The organism is Photorhabdus akhurstii (assembly GCF_018448925.1).
Taxonomy (GTDB): domain Bacteria; phylum Pseudomonadota; class Gammaproteobacteria; order Enterobacterales; family Enterobacteriaceae; genus Photorhabdus; species Photorhabdus akhurstii.
In genome coordinates this window covers 191,599-211,207 of the sequence record NZ_RCWE01000003.1, presented here as the reverse complement: position 1 = coordinate 211,207, position 19,609 = coordinate 191,599, and the positions used below count along the sequence as shown (strand labels likewise).

Genomic DNA, 19,609 nt, shown 5'->3' with positions numbered 1-19,609 from the left:
AGTGTGGATTGAAATAACTTGTTACTTCAACCAGTATCAAAAATACTTTTCAAACTTGACTAACACTTCATTCTTATTATAGGAATAGAGCCAATCAACATTACTACTATTTTTTCTAAATCGATATGTGATTACCGGGGTTAAACCGAAAACTTCAAATTTAGGCATACTCACAATTGCCGCATAGAATTGTTCATTATCTTTACGACGTGCATTTAGAGGTACACTGTAATCACCAAATTGCCGCTGGCGTAATGCAGTAAATACTACTGCATTAATTCCCGGATATAATTGAGTGGAAATGCCTGCCCGCACACCTTTTTGCTGATAATCATCCGCTTTTTCAACACTGGTTTTATTAACCCAATCACCACCCGCAAAGGTAATGGTGTGATCAGTTAAATAATAAGATACGGTAGCATAAACAGAAGTCATATTACCGTCATTATGATTATAAAGTTTATGGTAACGAAACTGCTTATATTCACCTTCCAAATTCAATACCAGATTTTTAGATAGAATATTTATCCATTCTGATTTTATTCCCGTAGTACGATAACGGGAATGATTACCAACATAATTAAATTCAACAACTGGCCCCATTAGGAAATCATCTCTTTGGGCTTTATAGCTATAACCCAAATAAGCAGAAGTGGTATTTTCATCCTCCTCACTATGATGACGATAACTTTCTCCATAAGTCATCGAGCGTAAAAAAACACCGTGGTGACCATTTACCGGATATATCTTACGTAACGTAGCATCATAACTAATACCATTTGCCTTCTTTGCCATAGGCAACTTGCGTTCAGTTATACAACCAACACCTTTATAATATTCAGTGCAGGCAGGGGGCTTATCTGGCGACATATTCGTATTATCGTTAAAGATATATCCCACAGAAAAAGATCCACGCCAAGAATTGCGCAAATTAATCGCCTCCTGATAATTAGTTATATTCTTAATGACTGCTGGTGGTAATTTATTTTCATTATCGCGACTAACCGCTGAAATCTCATTAAATAGTAAGCTAGCTTCTCTATTTTTTTGATTCTCATAATAGACCCTAGCTAACTCTAACTTAGCCCGGGTAAAATCAGGTTGTTGCTGCAAGATGGCCTGATAATGTTGTTCTGCTGCTACCAAATCACCCTGAGAACGCGCCAGATTTGCCTGAGCAAAATGGACCAATTGGGTATCATGTCCAGGTAACTTCTGGTATATCAACAAAAAGCGCTCGACATCCTTCACTTGTTGATGATTAATGGCTAAATAGAGCGCCTGGCCGATATCATTTACATTATTCTCAACACTGAACGTTTGACCATTAAGTACTATCGATAAATGATCCGTTTTTTTATTTACAGTTTCATCCGTAACCAGCGCTTTTTCTTGATCCTGTAAATTTCGTTGTACGTTATGCCACAATCTTCTACCGGTATCTTCATCTGCCAGAACCAAAGAGGGATAAATAAACAAACAATTGATTAATATTGAAAAACGGATAATGGGTATATTTAACATCGGAATATCACTGCTTCATAATCGAGCCGATAAATAAACAAAATAAGACAAAGCCCATATGAACTTTGCCTTATTCAATCAATACAAACTCATACTATGGGTTCTTAGTTCCGCCAAAGGCGGTATCTTTGCTATGGTCCGAAGCAAACGTAGCCGTTCCTGCTAAAATAGCTGCGTTATCACCAAAGAAATGGCCGCTGTTTGTACCGACAACATTTCCAGCAGTTGCCCTACCCAAAAATGAACCATCTGTTCTAATTCTGGAATTAATATTAACGGTCAATGCACTATTCGCTATTGAACCAGTAAGCCTTTTCTGACCGAAATCAGCAGTAAATGTCCCATGTAGGGCATTACTACCACTATATTGGTTAATTCCCTTAACTGTATAAGTCGCTATGCCACCGGTAGGTAAATTAGTTGTTACATCTTTACCGGAATAATAGGCGGTATGGGTAGTATCATCTATATTGCCGGTTTGTGACCATTCACCAAAATAGACATCAGCATTCGCCACTTTACTAAAATTGAACACCCCCATCCCACTGTGGCTACCCGATCTAGGCATAGAAATTTTGTGAATTCCATTTGCATCCGCTGCGGCATAACTTACAAGATTTGAGAAGCTAGTAATCTTACCGCCCGCAATAGACTGAACCCCTATTCCCGGTTCTCCACCCGGAGTCGGATGACCGCCACCACGTGGATCAGTCACACCTACTCGAATACTTTGTTTCTGCTCATTAAAATCTTGAGTTTGCCCAAAACCCGGATCAGCTATTGCCTGTGTTACTAATCCACATGTACCTAATACTGCAATTAACACTTTAACTTTGTTCATAGCATATTCCTTATGTTAACTAATTAAATGTTAGAGTATTGCTTAATTACATAGTTTTAGTACCGTCCGAAGACTGGCGCGCATATTAACGTACTTTTAATAAAAAATGAAATGATAATCATTATCATAAAACAATTGTATCTATTTGTATAGAATGGCAATTAATTCAGCTAACTATTTAATTATTAAATAAATATTCACTATAACCTTAATATAATGATGGATATAATATTAGGTGAATCACCAATAATGAGCGTAAAAAAAATCAATACACACAGATAGATGAATAAGAAATTATTTCAATTGTAAATTAACATAAATATTATTATTACAATAGCAACTATTTGATATAAAATTAGCCATTCCGTATTAATTAAGAAACATTTAACAATGAGAAATGAAAATCAAAAATATATATTTCATCTAAATGATTTAAATAGAAAAATTATCCCTACAGATATAAATATATTTATTCCGAGAATGATCACTAATATATCAATTATTAAATTCACTAAAACAAAAATATTACCAACATGACTTAAATTATAACTAAATATCATTTCCCATTGATGAAAAAAAATAACCACAATTTTAGAGAGTAAATTTTCATTCACTGTAATTTTTTATAAAATAAATAATTAAATAAAAAAAATTGATACTCTTTTAGCTCCAAGATTAAAGAGTTGAATTAAGTTATTTAAATAAATTCAGAAAAATCCCCTACCTTTCGACAGGGAATTTATGTAGATACGATAGCTCTTCGATTAATATGAAATTAACCGAGAAATCATTCCTCTCTGTCTAACCTTTAATATGGCAAACAGCAAAATAGCATTCACAAAGAGACCCAAAACCAATCCATACCAAAACCCTATAATTCCCATACTCTCGGTTACCCAGTCTGTCAAAGCCAAAACAAACCCTAATGGCAAACCAACTAGCCAATAACCGAATAACGGCGCGTAAAATACCGATCGGGTATCATGAAAGCCCCGTAAAATACCGGATAAAGCCGCCTGACAAGAGTCAAAGAATTGGAACAGGCATAATAGGAAGATTATGTTAAGCGTAATTACTATGACGCCGTTGTCGTTAGTATAGAGTGAAATAAATGAACCGGCGAAATAGTAGATTAAAACGCCAATAACTGCGGAAATAGATAAAATCAAAGTAATTGAGATCTTTATAGTGCCTGTTAATACTGTTCTATCTCCCTTCCCAATATAGGAACCGACTTTTACAGTCACAGCGGCCGCAATCCCCCCAGTTATGGTATAGATGATAGAGGTAATATTAAGCATAATATTATGCGCAGCAATGACTTGAGCACCTAAAGGAGCAGCGGTTATCGCAATCACATCTAAAAAAACCATTTCAACAAAAAGAGCTAATCCACTTGGCATACCAATATAAAAAGTCCTAATCAAAGCATTATATTTCGGCAAACTAAAATCTGGCCTATATCGACGATATTCTTTCTTTAGCAAGAAATAGATAATCAAGAATACAGCAATTAGATTATTAATAATTGCAGTTGTAATACCCGCGCCAATGCCTCCCATTTCTGGCAGACCTAGTTTTCCATAAATAAATATGTAATTTAATGGTATATTCAATAATAAGGAACCCGCAGACAAATACATTGCGATTTTTGTATCTTCCAATCCTTGTAGAAATGAACGAAAAACATTAAATATCATAACACTAGGAACACCACACGCCAAAGCGATAACATAGCCCTGTGTAATGTCTAAAATATGCTCATCGATACCTATGAACGAAAGTAGCCAGCTCACTAACATTAATAAAAGAATTATTGGTATCGAAAGTATCACCGCCAGAAACAAGTAATTTTTAAGGCTGTCTTTAATCCCTTCGTCATCATGTTGAGCTTTCTGCTTTGCGACATCTGCCGCCAGCATGATAATCGTCCCATACCCTAATACAAATATAGGAAACCAAATACTACTTCCTAATGTTACTGCTGCTAAATCAGCCGTAGCATAGTGACCAGACATCACAATATCAACAAAACTCATTGCTGTACGTGCTATCTGACTAACAATGATAGGGAAAGAGAAAAATAAAAGTTGTTTTAACTCCCGCCGGTTTGAAAACTTAGCCATAAGAATCCCACTAATTTATTGGTTAGTTCCAATAATTGATCATACTAACAATAAATTACGACCAAAATCATTTAAAAAAGTCTGAAAAAATTAGAATTACGAGTATACCTTCTATTTTCGCTCAGGCAACAGCGAATAAATAAATTAAAGCAATCTAACGAAAACTAACTATTTCACAGAAATTTTTGTGATCTTTATAAAAGATTGAATATTTATTTAAGTATTTTGTTTCAATTTTATATTTTAATAGTTAATGTTACTTGGCTGAAATTATTGAAGTATTTTGTGATAACACTCACATTATTAAAAAATAAAGAGACCAGCATAGCTAAAGTAGATAATTAGTAACTTTTTCAAATCATTTCTTTAATTAATAAATAATTAACGGAAATATCATGTCTATACAGATATCTATTCTAAGTGCCTGTTCCAATTAGACGTAATTGTTGCAGGCAGTTTGAACACGGACAGCGCGGAAAAACCGGAGCGTACACGTAGTACGTGAGGATTTTGAGCACTGCCCAGGTTCAAAATGGCAAATAAAATAGCCCTATTGGGATAGGCAGTAATAGTTCATTAATCAAAAAGAGATATAAATCAAGTTTTTTGTGAGCAATTTTGAGCAATAGTAAGTAAAGCTATGGTTTTAACAACAGCCGCTTACACCTATTAATGAAAGATATATGTCATCTTACCGTAAAAAAAGAGATCGAAAATGAAACCAGAAACTCTTGCTATCCACGGCGGATATTCCCCTGATCCAACAACCAAAGCCGTTGCCGTTCCTATCTATCAAACGACATCCTATGCGTTTGACGATACCCAACACGGCGCCGACCTATTTGATTTAAAGGTTGAAGGCAATATCTATTCCCGCATTATGAACCCAACTAATGATGTATTAGAAAAACGGGTTGCTCTACTTGAAGGAGGCATCGCTGCTTTAGCGGTCGCATCTGGCATGGCGGCTGTCACCTGTGCGATTCAATCCATCGCCAGCGCTGGAGATAACATTATATCTGTTGCTAAGTTATATGGCGGCACTCATAACCTGCTAGCTCACACATTGCCGCGATTCGGGATTGAGACACGGTTTGCTGAACACGATGATATTACAGCACTGGAGTCACTGATTGATGATCGTACCAAGGCGGTATTTTGTGAATCTATTAGTAACCCGGCCGGTAATATTGTTGATCTGAAAAAATTTGCCGAAGTCGCTCATCGTCATGGCGTCCCTTTAATTGTTGATAATACCGTCGCCACGCCTGTGCTTTGTCGCCCCTTCGAGCATGGCGCTGATATCGTTATTCACTCTTTAACCAAGTATATGGGAGGGCATGGTAACTCTATTGGCGGTATCATTGTGGACTCCGGCAATTTCCCCTGGAAAAAATATAAGCAACGGTTTGCTGTATTGACTACCCCAGATCCCTCCTATCATAACGTCATTTATACCGAGCAATTCGGTAAAGCGGCATTTATCGGGCATTGCCGTGTGGTTCCGCTACGTAATATGGGCGCTGCATTGTCGCCTTTTAATGCTTTCCTTATCTTGCAAGGATTGGAAACACTGGCATTAAGAATGGAACGTCATACTGAAAATGCACTGAGAGTCGCCCATTATCTGCAAGATCATCCTCAAGTTAGTTGGGTGAAATATGCCGGGTTGCCAAACCATCCAGAACATGAACTGGCTCAACAGTATGTGAATGGGAAGCCATCAGCGCTCCTCTCTTTTGGTATTAAAGGCGGGCAACAATCCGGCGCGCGATTTATTGACGCACTAAAATTGATTGTGCGGCTGGTTAATATTGGCGACGCTAAATCACTCGCCTGTCATCCAGCGTCAACAACCCATAGCCAATTAAATGATGAGGAGTTAATTAAAGCTGGCATATCACAGGATATGATTCGCTTATCTATCGGCATTGAACATATCGACGATATTATTGCTGATCTTGCCCAAGCTCTGGATGCATCGAAATAATTTAAAGTTGTCATATACCCTATGGATTTCAAGATGCATCGCGACGGCAAGGGAGCGAATCCCCGGGAGCATAGAAAACTATGTGACCGGGGTGAGTGAGTGCAGCCAACAAAGAGGCAACTTGAAAGATGACGGGTATATACCCCGTTCTCACGAACGGGGTCTTATTCATCGATCCTCACTGTTTTTTTCTACCTATCTCAATTATTTTTTCCTAATCCATGTTGTCGACTTTAATTACCTTTCATTTTTATTAATCAATATTAAAACCATATTGAATGACTAAAACGAAAAGCATAGGGGTAATAAATTAAATCGGTAACTCCGTCGCCAATATTCGATAAAGTAACTCATATTTCCGTGACAAAAAGGGGAAATCAATAGCACTCATTTTTTAGCTTTATATCCATAAAACCCAAGAGCTCGAATAGAAATCGGTAATAGCTCTCGGATAAATAACGATTATTCACGTCAAATATACAAGGAAAATAGATGAAAACTCAGTTAGCCTATACGTTGTTATTAAGCACATTGTTCAGTGGATATGCTCTAGCACAAATCCCCAATGAATTCAGCCCTACACCGTCATTTGAAGATAATTTCGATGGCACAACGCTTAATACCCAAAAATGGGATTACCGTGGCTTGGGTGTCAGAAAAAATTGTATTAATACTCAATCAGCGGTTATCGTGCGAAATGGTCATTTAACCATAAAAACCTATTCCGATAGTTCTTCCGGCAAGCTACAGAATTATTGCGGCATGATTTCAACACAAAAAAGTTTCCTACAATCATATGGCTATTGGGAAGCCGCTGTCAGATTTAATCGTGCGGAAGGTAATCAAGTTGCATTCTGGGTTCAATCACCGACAATGGGCCTCGATTTAACAAATCCAGAAAAATCAGGTGTCGAAATTGATGTATTTGAACATTTAGCCGAAGCGACACAGGATCAATATGATCACGCTATTCACTGGAATGGTTATAGCAGCGCTCATAAGCAGTGGTCAAAGAGATCGTCTACCAGTAAACTTGCTGACGGTAAGTTCCATAAATTTGCTGTAGCATGGACACCAAAAGGTTACACATTTTATGTTGATAATATTCCTCAAAATCTGTCGGGGCTAGATCAAGTTCCAATTTCAATCGCCAACCAATATATTATTTTAAGCTCCGAAGTACCGCGCAGTTATCCAGCTCAAGGTTATGGCCCGATAAATACAACAACCGCAACATTCGATGTAGATTATGTAAAAGTTTATCCGTATATCGGTAATAAGAAATAATCATCGATCAGGAAAAAGGAAAGCAAATAATTGGCGCCCAATAATTGGACGCCATTTTTCCATTAGAATTTTATATCTACTTTCGCCCACACTGTCCGGCCGGGTTCATTCACTGAGGTATTCGCTGAATAACCAAAGGTGCTATTACCAGCAAGGTTGAGGTGTTCGCTGTATTCTTTATCCAAAATATTGTCGATACCCGCGCTCACTTTTATATTTTTATTAATCTTATAGGCAGCATTTGCAGAAAGTACGCCGAAACCTGAACTATCTTGGAAATCTTTACCGACAACATTACCCTGCCCCTCGGCAATCCGATGCTGGCTGCTAACCAATCGCCACAAACCGGTACTGCTCCAATCACCACGTTCATAGGTCAATCCGAAGCGGGCTTCCAGAGGCGGGATCTGAGGCATCGGTTTGCCATCCGTTCTGTTTTCTCCCCAAGCATAGGCAAGGCTGGCGTCCGTTTTCCAATGATCTGTCAATTGATAACCAAAGCCCATTTCCCCTCCCATAATATTGGCATTAACGTTATCAGCCTGGCTAATACGGGCGTTTGTCGGGCTATATCTAAATAAGATGAAATCATTTACACGCCCTATATAAGCGGATACCCAACCATTAAAACGTTCCCCGGTATATTGAGCGCCAATATCAAGCTGGGTGGTTTTCTCGCTTTTTACCCCATCAAAAGCACTGGCACTCCCCGCCGGACCATATTTAGGCGAAAACAGTTCCCAATAGTCAGGGAAACGCTCGGTGTAACCGATACCGGCATAAAACATCATTGGCATATCAGCCAGAGTATGCTCTAAGCGCATAAAACCACTCGGTAAAGTATCATTACGCTCTTTTTCACTATTACCAGCAAATTTCTTTACTCGGCTGCGATCAAGACGGGCGCCGGTTATTAATTCGCTCTGTTCTGTGGCATACCAAGTTAGCTCGCTAAACAGGCCATAGTTATAAAATTGAGCATCCTTTTGCCAGCCATTACCTGCTTTATTACGGTGGGTATTGGTTTGTGTATCTGCGCCGCTTTCCAATTTAACGTCTTGCCATAGCCAAGTGCCCATGACTCGCCCCCCGACAACGCGACGATCCAGTTGCATCGACATACCGTGGTTCATATTCATGTGCATACCACATCCATGCTTACAACCCGAAGAAGAGATCCCCATCGACATGGGACTATTCGGAGAACGCAAAGTGATATTGTCCATAATATGGTTGGTATAGTTGTAATAAACTTGGGCTTCAACCTTATCAAGCACTTCACTAAGGTGGGATTTCTCAAAACGTAAACCGAGACTTTCACGTTTGAATTGCGAGCCATCCATGCCACGTCCAGCATAACGGGCCTCGCCATCACCTTTTCCAACGGTCAACTCAAGCAATGTATCTTTATCCGGCGTCCATCCTAACGCAAGATCACTATTCCATTTATCCCAACGTGAAGGAACGCGATACCCATCGCCATCTTTGTAGTCATTTGAACGGGATTTATTTGCCATTAAACGTAAATATCCCAATTCACTGCCGATACTCGCATCAACATTGCCATCCCAACGGTCATTTGAACCCGTCAGTCCACTGGCATTGATTTTTGCTCCCGGCTCATCAAATCGCGGATGTTCACGTTCAAACCTTACGGTCCCAGCGGAAGCGCCGGGTCCCCACAATACAGTTTGAGGTCCTTTAATGACTGTCAGCAAATCATAACTTTCTGGCGAAATATAAGATGAAGGGGCATCCATTCTGCCGGGACAAGCCCCTAGCATTTCTGCGCCATCAGTCAGAAGTTTAATCCTTGAACCAAACATTCCGCGAAATACCGGGTCCCCATTGGTGCCACCGTTACGGATTTGAGAAAATCCCGGTATGGTTTTCAAATAATCAGAGCCGTCACTGGCCGGAACCGGCTGACGAGGCGTTTTTGGCGAGGTGACAATTGACAAAGGAGAATGCAGAGGTGCTGTTACCGTGATCACATCACCATCATTGGTTTTTAAACCGTGCACATGGTCGCGTGAATCAGGTGAAGTTTCAGCCGTATAGCCATTAAAAGCAGCTAACAGAAAAAGCGGCATTGCCGAATTAATACAACGGGACAGCGTATTTTTTTTATGAGAAATATTTTTTTCGAATATCATCATCTTGCCTTAAATGTAAATCCACCTTCCAAAGTGATATTTCTATCAAAAGCGGAATACGTTATAGAATCCAACCAAAGTGTTTTTGGTATGAACAAACTTTTCCTGACTCAATAATGAGCAGGACAAGACATTTCATTATGTTTAAATTAATGAGATGAGATCTGTTCAGGCGGAGCACGAGGCAACGAATCAGAAAAGATGAAATGCGGCAGGAAGGAAGCTACAGTTTGAATCGGTGGTGGCCGTGAAGTCAGCGAAGTTGACCAAAATAGCGGTATATTCGCCAAATCCAGCATAGGTACATGGATCAGAAAAACGCAGTATCCACAGGCAATATCCTCCAACATCGACATACCACCACCATGCATACCCATCTGCATGCCATCATGATGGTTAGCAACATATGATGCGGAAGAAACGTCAGAATGAGACATATTCCGAGGCATATCATCGTCAGATGACATCGCCACATGGCAATCGACCACTCTCGATGAATGAGCCTCACCAATGCGCACATGTTCCAGTGACCGGGAGATCACTGGCGCAATGAACAACATCAGTATCGCGAATATACCGAGCCAAGCTGGCAAGCGGCTTCGCGATGTATAAAATTGGATCAGTGACAAACTAAGCCTATTCTGTAGAGAACACATTCAGGGACGGGATTGTACGTATTTAACGACCAAATGTTAAAACACTTTATGCAGGAATGTCGCTTTAGCGGCAAAATTTATTATTTTTCTAAAACCAATGGAATTTTTTCATTAAATTCGACCAAAATTTCAGCTCGCCATATATATCCGGTAAAGCACAAGATACTATTTTACTTTAAAATGGTTAAAAAAATGCCAACCATGACTATCAAAGTACAAATCAGTCTTACCAGCCCTATCTTCTCTTTGAGAATCCATGCACTGAAAATAATGCCAAAAATCACACTTGTTTCCCTCAGTGCTGAAACTAACGCGGCAAGGCTTCGAGAAAGGGCCAACCTGCATGTTGAAATCCATAGGGTATATAATAATTGTTAATAAAGCAGTTTATGGAGGCAGTATCCCGCTTCTAGAAAATCAACAAGGAAAAATCAAAGCGCCGCAATATTATGAAAAGCTATTCACTGAAAAACAGCTTCTCGAATGACGTCTAATGAAGCAGGATTTTCAATCAGGGCAAGATCACCGGGTTCACGTCCTTCACATATTGCCTGCATGGTTCGACGCAACATTTTTCCTGAACGTGTTTTGGGAAGCTGAGAGACAAAATAGATCCGTGCCGGGCGGCCTACACTGCCAATTTGCTTATTGACCAAATCCATCAAAACTTTTTCCAAAACAGCAAAATGCTCAGCATTCTGGATCTCCTTCCCCTCCTTAAGGACAACAAAGGCAACCGCGGCTTGTCCCTTAATAACATCTTTAATGCCAATAACAGCCACTTCGGCAACATCTTCATGGCCGGCAATACACTCTTCTATCTCCCTTGTTCCCAGACGGTGCCCGGCCACGTTAATCACATCATCCGAACGCCCCAAAATAAAATAATAGCCATCACTATCACGGATACCCCAATCGAATGTGGAATAAACAGCATGATCAAAGTGTCGCCAATAGGTGTTGAGAAAACGTGTATCATCACCATAGATAGTTTGGATGCAACCTGGGGGCAAAGGTCCTTCAATAACGAGCATTCCTTTTTCGTTATCACCACACGCTTTGCCAGTCAGTTCATTGATGAGCTTGACATGAAAGCCATACATCGGGAAACCAGTACTGCCAAATCGACTCGGCCTGTCATCCAGCGGGCGGGCAATAGCCATAATCGGCCAACCGGTCTCGGTCTGCCAGTAATTATCAATGACCGGGACATTGATAGCCTCAGCAATCCAGCGGGCGGTATGCTCATCTAGCGGTTCTCCCGCCAAATACAATGTCTTAAGTGATGAAATATCGTATTTACCAATACATTCAACTGAATATTTTTTCAGCACACGAATCGCCGTCGGCGCTGAAAACATCCGTGTTACCTGATATTTTTCTACTATTTTCCACCAAATACCCGCATCTGGCCGTATCGGCAGCCCCTCATACATAATCGTCGCCATTCCAGCAATTAAAGGCGCATAGACAATATAAGAATGCCCAACGATCCAGCCGATATCTGAGGTGCTAAAAAACACCTCCCCCGCTTTACCACCAAAGATAATATCCATAGACGTTGCCAGTGCGACGGCATAACCGCCAACATCACGCTGTACTCCCTTTGGCGTACCCGTCGTGCCGGATGTATAGAGCACACAAGAGGTTTCATTTGATTCAAGCCAGGTTACAGGAACATCAGCATCAAAGTGCTCTTGCCGCAATGTAGCGAAATCGACATCTCTCCCCGGCACCCAAACCATTTCCGATAGTCCGCGGTTAACCATCAACACATGGCGGGGTTTGTGGTTTGCCAGTTCGATAGCCTCATCCAACAATGGCTTGTAAGGAATAACTTTGCCGCCGCGCGATCCTCCATCAGCAGACACCACCAACACTGGCTCAGCATTATCCAGCCGAGTAGCAAGGCTTTGAGAAGCAAAACCACCAAAGACAACAGAGTGAACAGCACCGATACGGGCACAAGCGAGCAAAACAAACAGCGCCTCGGCAACCATCGGCATATAAACCAGAACTCTGTCGCCTTTTTTAACCCCCAAAGAGAGCATCATAGCCGCCGTTCTATTCACTTCCTGATGTAATTCCCTGAAAGTAAATATTTTCTCACTATTGGTTTCTGTTGAAATCGTAATGAGCGCTTTAGCATCAGGCTGGCTTTCCAGCCAGCGATCCAACGCGTTGTAACATAAGTTAGTTTTTCCTCCGCAAAACCAACGAGCAAAGGGAGGATTGTTATAATCCAGCACTTGCTCAAACGGGTGTTGCCAGAAAATACGTTGCGCCTGTTCAGCCCAGAATGCATTGGGATCATCAATAGATTGCTGATAAAAAGCGTTGAATGACATAATCTCTCCTAGTGCTGCCGTAGATGATAGAGCGGCACTTGGGAGAGCGGCCGCTGATAGCATGACAAATTTAAATAACGTACAAATCGAGATATTCGTTTACCGGCATGTTTTCCAGTAACGAACAGTCAAGGGAAACAGACAGGATTTTTTTCTGTTGTGTCTCAGGGAACTGGCGTGCCAGGTTGGTGCTGAATTTTTTCAGCAATAATGGAATACCTTCCTTACGGCGGCGAGCATGGCCGATGGGGAATTCAACTTTAACTTCATCAAGCTGGCTGCCATCTGTAAACGTAACAGTTAATGCGTTAGCAATAGAGCGTTTTTCTGGATCGTGATAATCACGGGTAAAATCAAGATCTTCAACACACACTATTTTTTCCCGCAGCGCATCAATGCGGGGATCTGCCGCAACGCTATCTTCGTAATCCGCCGCAGTAAGGCGGCCAAAAATCAAAGGAATCGCCACCATATACTGAATACAGTGATCTCTGTCCGCAGGATTGTTTAACGGGCCTTGCTTATCGATAATCCGAATGCAAGCCTCATGGGTACGAATGGTGATTTTGGTAATGTCATTGATAGTCTTACCTGCATCTTTCAATTGTTGATGCAGGCTCATTGCCGCTTCCACTGCGGTCTGTGCATGAAATTCTGCCGGGAAAGCGATTTTGAACAGCACGTTTTCCATCACATAAGAGCCATAGGCACGCTGGAATTTAAAAGGCTGACCATTGAACAGAACATCATAGAATCCCCACGTTTTTGCGGTTAATACCGAGGGATATCCCATTTCACCCTTTTGCGCCATCAAAGCCAAACGCACCGCGCGGGATGTCGCATCGCCGGCAGCCCAAGATTTGCGTGAACCGGTATTGGGAGCATGACGGTAAGTTCGCAGCGACTGTCCATCAACCCAAGCCAGCGATACCGCGCTCAGGATCTCTTCCCGATTCAACCCCAACATTTCAGCAACAACAGCGGTCGAAGCCACTTTTACCAGCACGACATGATCTAAACCAACTTTATTAAATGCATTCTCTAGTGCAAGACATCCCTGAATTTCATGCGCTTTAACCATACCCGTCAAAACACCTTTGATCGTAAGAGGCTTTTTCCCACCAGCAACGGCATTTCTTGATAGCCAGTCAGCTATTGCCAAGATGCCACCGAGGTTATCGGATGGATGCCCCCATTCAGCGGCAAGCCATGTGTCATTGAAGTCTAGCCAGCGGATCATCGCACCAATGTTAAATGCCGCCTGTACCGGATCGAGTTGAAACTGCGTTCCCGGCACACGCACGCCATTAGGTACCACTGTCCCCGGCACAATCGGCCCTAGCAATTTCTTACAAGCCGGGTATTCCAGTGCCTCCAACCCGCAACCCAACGTATCCAGAAAACAGTAATAAGCCGTTTCATAGGCGATGGATGATGTGATGGCGTATTCCATAACATAATCCACAATATCCACAATCACCTGATCATATTCAGGGCAATTGCTTACAACAGAGGTAGACATAATAATTCCTTGTTAAAAAAACACGTATACAGGGATCTCTGCATTGAAAATAGCGTTACCCACGTTTACTAATTGGCATAAATACTTGATTTTCTGGCCCGGTATAGTTGGCTGCTGGGCGAATAATTTTGTTATCAATACGCTGTTCAATGATGTGAGCAGCCCATCCCGCAGTGCGAGCAATCACAAACAATGGTGTAAACATCGCAGTTGGCACACCCATCATGTGATAAGAAACCGCAGAGAACCAATCAAGGTTCGGGAACATTTTTTTATTAGCCCACATCACCGTTTCTATTCGATCCGCGATATCAAACATTTTGGTTGTTCCTGCCTGTTTGGAAAGTTGCAGAGCCACATTTTTAATCACTTTGTGACGGGGATCAGAGATGGTATAAACCGGATGACCAAAGCCGATAATGACCTCTTTTCTTTCTAATCGCGCCAGGATATCCCTCTCTGCTTCATCAGGATTTTCATAACGCTGTTGAATTTCAAAAGAGACTTCATTTGCTCCACCATGTTTTGGTCCTCTCAACGCACCAATCGCTCCGATAATGGCAGAGTAGATATCCGTACCAGTTCCTGCGATAACCCGGCTGGTAAATGTCGAAGCATTAAATTCGTGTTCCGCATAAAGAATTAGGGAGGTATGCATGGCTTTTTCCCACGATTCACTGGGTTTTTTACCATGCAGGAGGTGCAGAAAATGCCCGCCTATCGACTCATCATCCGTTTCCACCTCAATACGACGCCCATTGTGGCTATAGTGATACCAATAGAGCAACATGGAGCTGAAAGAGGCCAGTAATCTATCAGCGATATCACGCACTCCCGCAAGGTTGTGATCGTCTTTCTCAGGCAATGTACAACCAAGAACAGAGGCGCCTGTACGCATAACATCCATCGGATGGGCAGCTGCGGGCAATGTTTCCAGTGCTGCCTTTACGCTACTCGGCAGACCCCGTAATGCTTTTAATTTCGTTTTATAGGCAGCCAGTTCAGCGCAGGAAGGCAATTTTTCATGGATCAGTAGGTATGCAACTTCTTCAAATTCACACTGGGTCGCAAGATCAAGAATATCGTAACCACGGTAATGCAGATCATTACCGGTCTTTCCAACGGTACAAAGCGCTGTGTTACCCGCACTGACGCCAGAAAGGGCTACCGATTTTTTAGGCTTGAAAGTGGTTAACTCAGTCATCGTGTTCTGTTCGCTCATGGGTATCACCTCTACTGTTTTTATGCCATATAAAACGATGAAATTAGGTGGAACTGTCCATCATTGAGACTTTTTCTGGGAGAAAAGCACATCCAGCTTTTGTTCAAAATCATAGTAGTTGATGCTTTCGTATAACTCATTGCGAGTCTGCATCATGCTGATCACACTCTTCTGCGTCCCTTCGCGACGGAGTGTGGCATAAACCTGCTCGGCTGCTTTATTCATTGCTCGGAAAGCAGAAAGCGGGTATAGCACGATGGAAACATCCACACTTTTCAACTCCTCAGTCGTGAAAAGTGGAGTCGCACCAAATTCGGTGATGTTGGCTAGTATTGGAACCCCGGTTGTTGACGCAAATGCTTGATACATGTGTAATTCAGTGATCGCTTCAGGAAACAGCATATCTGCCCCGGCTTCGATATAGGCTTTTGCCCTGTCAAGAGCCGCAGCTAATCCTTCAACAGCCAAGGCATCAGTGCGGGCCATAATGACAAAATGCTTATCAGTACGAGCATCGACTGCGGCCTTAATGCGATCAACCATTTCCTCTTTGGATACAATCTCTTTATTCGGACGATGACCGCAGCGCTTCGCACCGACCTGATCTTCAATGTGCAACCCCGCCGCCCCTGCTTTGATCATTGAGCGCACTGTACGTGCCACATTAAAGGCAGAAGAGCCAAAACCGATATCAGCATCCACCAGCAATGGCAAATCACATACATCCGTAATACGACGGATATCTATTAACACATCATCCAGCGTTGAAATTCCCAGGTCAGGCATCCCCAATGAACCCGCCGATACACCACCACCAGAAAGATAGATGGCTTTATAGCCCGCCCGTTTAGCCAGCAACGCATGATTCGCATTAATGGCGCCAACGACCTGTAGTGGAGATTCGGCTTCTATAGCCTGACGCAATGCCAAACCAGCAGAGGAAAGCACCATGTTAGGACCTCGTTGTTATTATAATGAAACACACTTGTTACTTAGCAATATATGTACCAATAAAATAAAAAATGACTGGCGACTTTAAAAAACAAACACAAAATAAAGTTAATATTTTGTTTTTTAATTGAAAAATGGCGATAAAAATATTTATTAGTTTGTAGGAAAGTACCATTGATAGAAAAACACACCTGTTTCATAATGAATCAATTACGTTTCACGAAACACGAATGAAACAATTGCGAAACATTGAACTATTGTGGTGGAAAAAACGAAAGCAGCGTACAGATAGAGGAATAGCATGGCAGAAATACCGTCAACAGAACGTGATAAACCGGTCATTTGGACAGTATCTGTTTCCCGTCTTTTTGATCTCTTCCGTGATATCACACCAGAGTTCGATCATCAGGCCAATATCACGCCTATCCAACTCGGTTTTGAAAATGCGGTTCAGCATATTCGTCAACGGTTAACAACTGAATGTTGTGATGCTGTGCTCTGTGCCGGTTCTAATGGCGCCTATCTTAAAAGCCGTTTGTCAGTGCCCGTTATTATCGCCAAAGCCAGCGGATTTGATTTTATGCAGGCATTAGCCCGTGCACGACAAATCAGCTCTCGTATTGGTGTTATCACCTATCAGAACACGTTACCCGCGCTAGAAGAATTTCAGCAACGGTTCAACTTGCGAATTGAACAACGCAGTTACGTAACGGAAGAAGACGCACGGGCCCAAGTCAATGCACTAAAAGCCATCGGCATTAAAGTGATTGTCGGTGCCGGGTTGATTACCGATCTTGCCTATGAAGCTGAATTGGTGGGTGTTTTTGTCTACTCCGCTAATTCTATCCGCCAGGCATTCCGTGATGCTCTGGATATCGCCAGAATGACCAAACTCAACCAAGCCTCAATTTCTGCTTATCCAACCGAGAATAGTTTGCGTACCCGTCATACTCTCAATGATATCCGGGGAGATTCAGCGGTAATGGAACATGTGCGCAACACTATTATGCTATACGCCCGCTCGCCTGCCACAGTGCTAATACAAGGGGAAAGTGGTACAGGGAAGGAACTGGTGGCACAAGCCATTCACCATGAATATGCCCTGCGGTATGGTCAGATTGCAGGTAAACACCAACGCCCGTTTGTCGCCGTTAACTGCGGCGCCATTGCTGAATCCCTATTGGAAGCTGAATTGTTTGGTTATGAGGAAGGGGCTTTCACCGGTTCACGACGTGGAGGACGTGCGGGTCTTTTTGAAGTTGCTCATCGAGGCACGTTATTTCTGGATGAAATTGGTGAAATGCCACTGCCCCTTCAAACGCGGCTATTGCGGGTACTAGAAGAAAAATCCGTTGTCAGAGTAGGAGGGCACCGCCCCATTGCCGTTGATGTTCGGATCATTTGCGCCACACATTGCGATTTGGATACTTGGGTGCAAGAGGGGCGTTTTCGAACAGACCTGTTCTATCGTCTGAGTGTATTACGGATCAATATTCCAGCCCTCAGAGAAAGGGGCAACGATGTTGGTATATTGGCGCTGGAATATCTGCGACGAGCATTTGCTGCATTGAACTTGCCGGTATCACAATCAAGAGTGCAAGAGCTTGCTGCCTGTCAGGAAGCATTGCAAACCTATCATTGGCCCGGCAATGTCCGAGAATTACGTAATCTCATGGAACGGGTAACGTTATATCTCAGTGCTCATCCTGAGCATACCTTAGCACCAGAATTGATATTGGCCCTTTCACCGGAACGTAAATCTACACTCAAGCTGGCAGAAAAAAGTATAAAACCTTCGTTGACTGGGCAATCCTCACTTGCTGCGCCACTTTCAGCCCATGAAACCTTGAAACGGTTTTCTGGCGATCGCCAAGCCGCCGCGGAGTATCTGGGGATTAGCCGCACTACATTGTGGCGACGACTGAAACAAGAATTGGCCGGGAATGAAGGAACGAACGTTAACGAAAACGTGATTTAAAACGTCGTTTTGAAATGCTTACGATAATCCTGTGGAGTACTACCGTATGCCCGGAAGAAACTACGACGCAAAGTATCTTCACAGCCGAAACCACAACGGGAGGCTATGCACTTGAGCGATAGCGTAGATTCAACTAAAAGTTGACGCGCCGCTTCCAAGCGGAATCGCTCCACCGCCTTAGCTGACGTAATTCCTACATGTTGGCCATAGTGGCGCACAAAGCTGCGCTCACTCATATTGGCCCGGGCGGCCAAAGCGGCTACTGAGAGGTCTCCCGCCAAATTGTTGGTCATCCAAGCGTGCAAATCTGCAAATTTACTCGTACTGCTTTGTAATGCCAGTGGAGCACTAAACTGTTCCTGCCCACCGGGACGTTTGAGAAACATAACGAGTTCCCGTGCAACATCCAGCGCCAATTTATGACCGAAATCTTCCTCCAGCAATGCCAGAGCCAAATCGATTCCTGCGGTGACGCCAGCAGAAGTCCACACCGGGCCATCCTGAATAAAAATAGGATCACATTCTACCCGCAATTTACTGTAACGCCGGGCCAGCTCGGCACAACTACTCCAGTGTGTGACGACTCTGCGACCATCAAGCAACCCGCAAGCAGCCAGAATGAATGCCCCACTGCATATAGACACAATACGCCGGGCCAGCGATGCATGCCCCTTTAACCAATCACGTAATGGCAAATGGTTCGACGCTGATTCAACGCCAATGCCCCCGGCAACGATCAGAGTATCGGCGGGAGAATCCAACTTAGGTAAGGGTTCTGCCTGCACAGTTATTCCGGCTTGCGTCATTACCTGCCCGGACTCACAAGCCACGACTTTTATGGCATAAGGCCGCCTGTGACCAGCCTTCTCTGCCAGTTCATTAGCTGTGGTAAAGACCTGCAATGGCCCTGAAAGGTCCAGCAGATTTACGTTGGGGAAGATTAGAAAATAGAGAGTTTTAATGTCCATAGGGCGATTATGGCAGTTGGCGTAAATCGTCGCAATATTG

14 protein-coding genes are annotated in these 19,609 nt (G+C 42.6%); 3 read left to right on the top strand and 11 right to left on the bottom strand.

Translation table 11 applies throughout. The features are described from left to right. Positions 1 to 36: 36 nt before the first annotated feature. From EAE93_RS05615 to EAE93_RS05605, 3 genes are all read right to left on the bottom strand, one after another. Positions 37 to 1,524: a surface lipoprotein assembly modifier gene (locus EAE93_RS05615; protein WP_214039264.1), complete on the bottom strand. Its 1,488-nt coding sequence runs from the start codon at positions 1,522 to 1,524 to the stop codon at positions 37 to 39. A 94-nt stretch (positions 1,525 to 1,618) separates the two neighbouring features. Beyond that, positions 1,619 to 2,365 (bottom strand): Slam-dependent surface lipoprotein, encoded by a 747-nt coding sequence (locus EAE93_RS05610; RefSeq protein ID WP_214039263.1) that lies wholly within the window; start codon positions 2,363 to 2,365, stop codon positions 1,619 to 1,621. Positions 2,366 to 3,129: 764 nt separating this feature from the next. Then, on the bottom strand, positions 3,130 to 4,491 hold the full coding sequence (locus EAE93_RS05605; RefSeq protein ID WP_214039262.1) for an MATE family efflux transporter: 1,362 nt from the start codon (positions 4,489 to 4,491) through the stop codon (positions 3,130 to 3,132). Positions 4,492 to 5,206: 715 nt separating this feature from the next. Here EAE93_RS05605 and EAE93_RS05600 point away from each other — a divergent pair. Both EAE93_RS05600 and EAE93_RS05595 read left to right on the top strand, forming a co-directional pair. After that, positions 5,207 to 6,481, top strand: a complete 1,275-nt coding sequence (locus tag EAE93_RS05600; RefSeq protein WP_214039261.1) for a bifunctional O-acetylhomoserine aminocarboxypropyltransferase/cysteine synthase — start codon at positions 5,207 to 5,209, stop codon at positions 6,479 to 6,481. A 492-nt stretch (positions 6,482 to 6,973) separates the two neighbouring features. Further along, on the top strand, positions 6,974 to 7,768 hold the full coding sequence (locus EAE93_RS05595; protein ID WP_036810618.1) for a glycoside hydrolase family 16 protein: 795 nt from the start codon (positions 6,974 to 6,976) through the stop codon (positions 7,766 to 7,768). Between the two features lie 62 nt (positions 7,769 to 7,830). Here EAE93_RS05595 and EAE93_RS05590 read toward each other — a convergent pair whose 3' ends face one another. From EAE93_RS05590 to prpB, 7 genes are all read right to left on the bottom strand, one after another. Next, on the bottom strand, positions 7,831 to 9,924 hold the full coding sequence (locus tag EAE93_RS05590) for a TonB-dependent copper receptor (protein WP_250150917.1): 2,094 nt from the start codon (positions 9,922 to 9,924) through the stop codon (positions 7,831 to 7,833). Between the two features lie 149 nt (positions 9,925 to 10,073). After that, positions 10,074 to 10,517, bottom strand: coding sequence for a DUF2946 domain-containing protein (locus EAE93_RS05585; protein ID WP_250150893.1), 444 nt, complete (start codon positions 10,515 to 10,517; stop codon positions 10,074 to 10,076). A gap of 233 nt (positions 10,518 to 10,750) precedes the next feature. After that, on the bottom strand, positions 10,751 to 10,918 hold the full coding sequence (locus EAE93_RS05580) for an EamA family transporter (RefSeq protein ID WP_250150892.1): 168 nt from the start codon (positions 10,916 to 10,918) through the stop codon (positions 10,751 to 10,753). A gap of 123 nt (positions 10,919 to 11,041) precedes the next feature. Then, positions 11,042 to 12,991, bottom strand: a complete 1,950-nt coding sequence (locus EAE93_RS05575; RefSeq protein ID WP_269468824.1) for a propionate--CoA ligase — start codon at positions 12,989 to 12,991, stop codon at positions 11,042 to 11,044. 7 nt (positions 12,992 to 12,998) lie between these two features. Next, complete coding sequence (locus EAE93_RS05570) at positions 12,999 to 14,450, bottom strand: bifunctional 2-methylcitrate dehydratase/aconitate hydratase (protein WP_214039258.1); 1,452 nt, start codon at positions 14,448 to 14,450, stop codon at positions 12,999 to 13,001. 55 nt (positions 14,451 to 14,505) lie between these two features. Further along, on the bottom strand, positions 14,506 to 15,672 hold the full coding sequence (gene prpC / locus EAE93_RS05565; protein ID WP_214039256.1) for a bifunctional 2-methylcitrate synthase/citrate synthase: 1,167 nt from the start codon (positions 15,670 to 15,672) through the stop codon (positions 14,506 to 14,508). Positions 15,673 to 15,732: 60 nt separating this feature from the next. Beyond that, positions 15,733 to 16,623, bottom strand: a complete 891-nt coding sequence (gene prpB / locus EAE93_RS05560; RefSeq protein ID WP_214039255.1) for a methylisocitrate lyase — start codon at positions 16,621 to 16,623, stop codon at positions 15,733 to 15,735. A 301-nt stretch (positions 16,624 to 16,924) separates the two neighbouring features. Here prpB and prpR point away from each other — a divergent pair, with 301 nt between their 5' ends. Then, positions 16,925 to 18,601, top strand: a complete 1,677-nt coding sequence (gene prpR / locus EAE93_RS05555; protein WP_214039254.1) for a propionate catabolism operon regulatory protein PrpR — start codon at positions 16,925 to 16,927, stop codon at positions 18,599 to 18,601. Here prpR and EAE93_RS05550 read toward each other — a convergent pair. Next, complete coding sequence (locus tag EAE93_RS05550; RefSeq protein ID WP_214039253.1) at positions 18,598 to 19,569, bottom strand: GlxA family transcriptional regulator; 972 nt, start codon at positions 19,567 to 19,569, stop codon at positions 18,598 to 18,600. The genes prpR and EAE93_RS05550 overlap by 4 nt on opposite strands. Positions 19,570 to 19,609 lie beyond the last annotated feature (40 nt).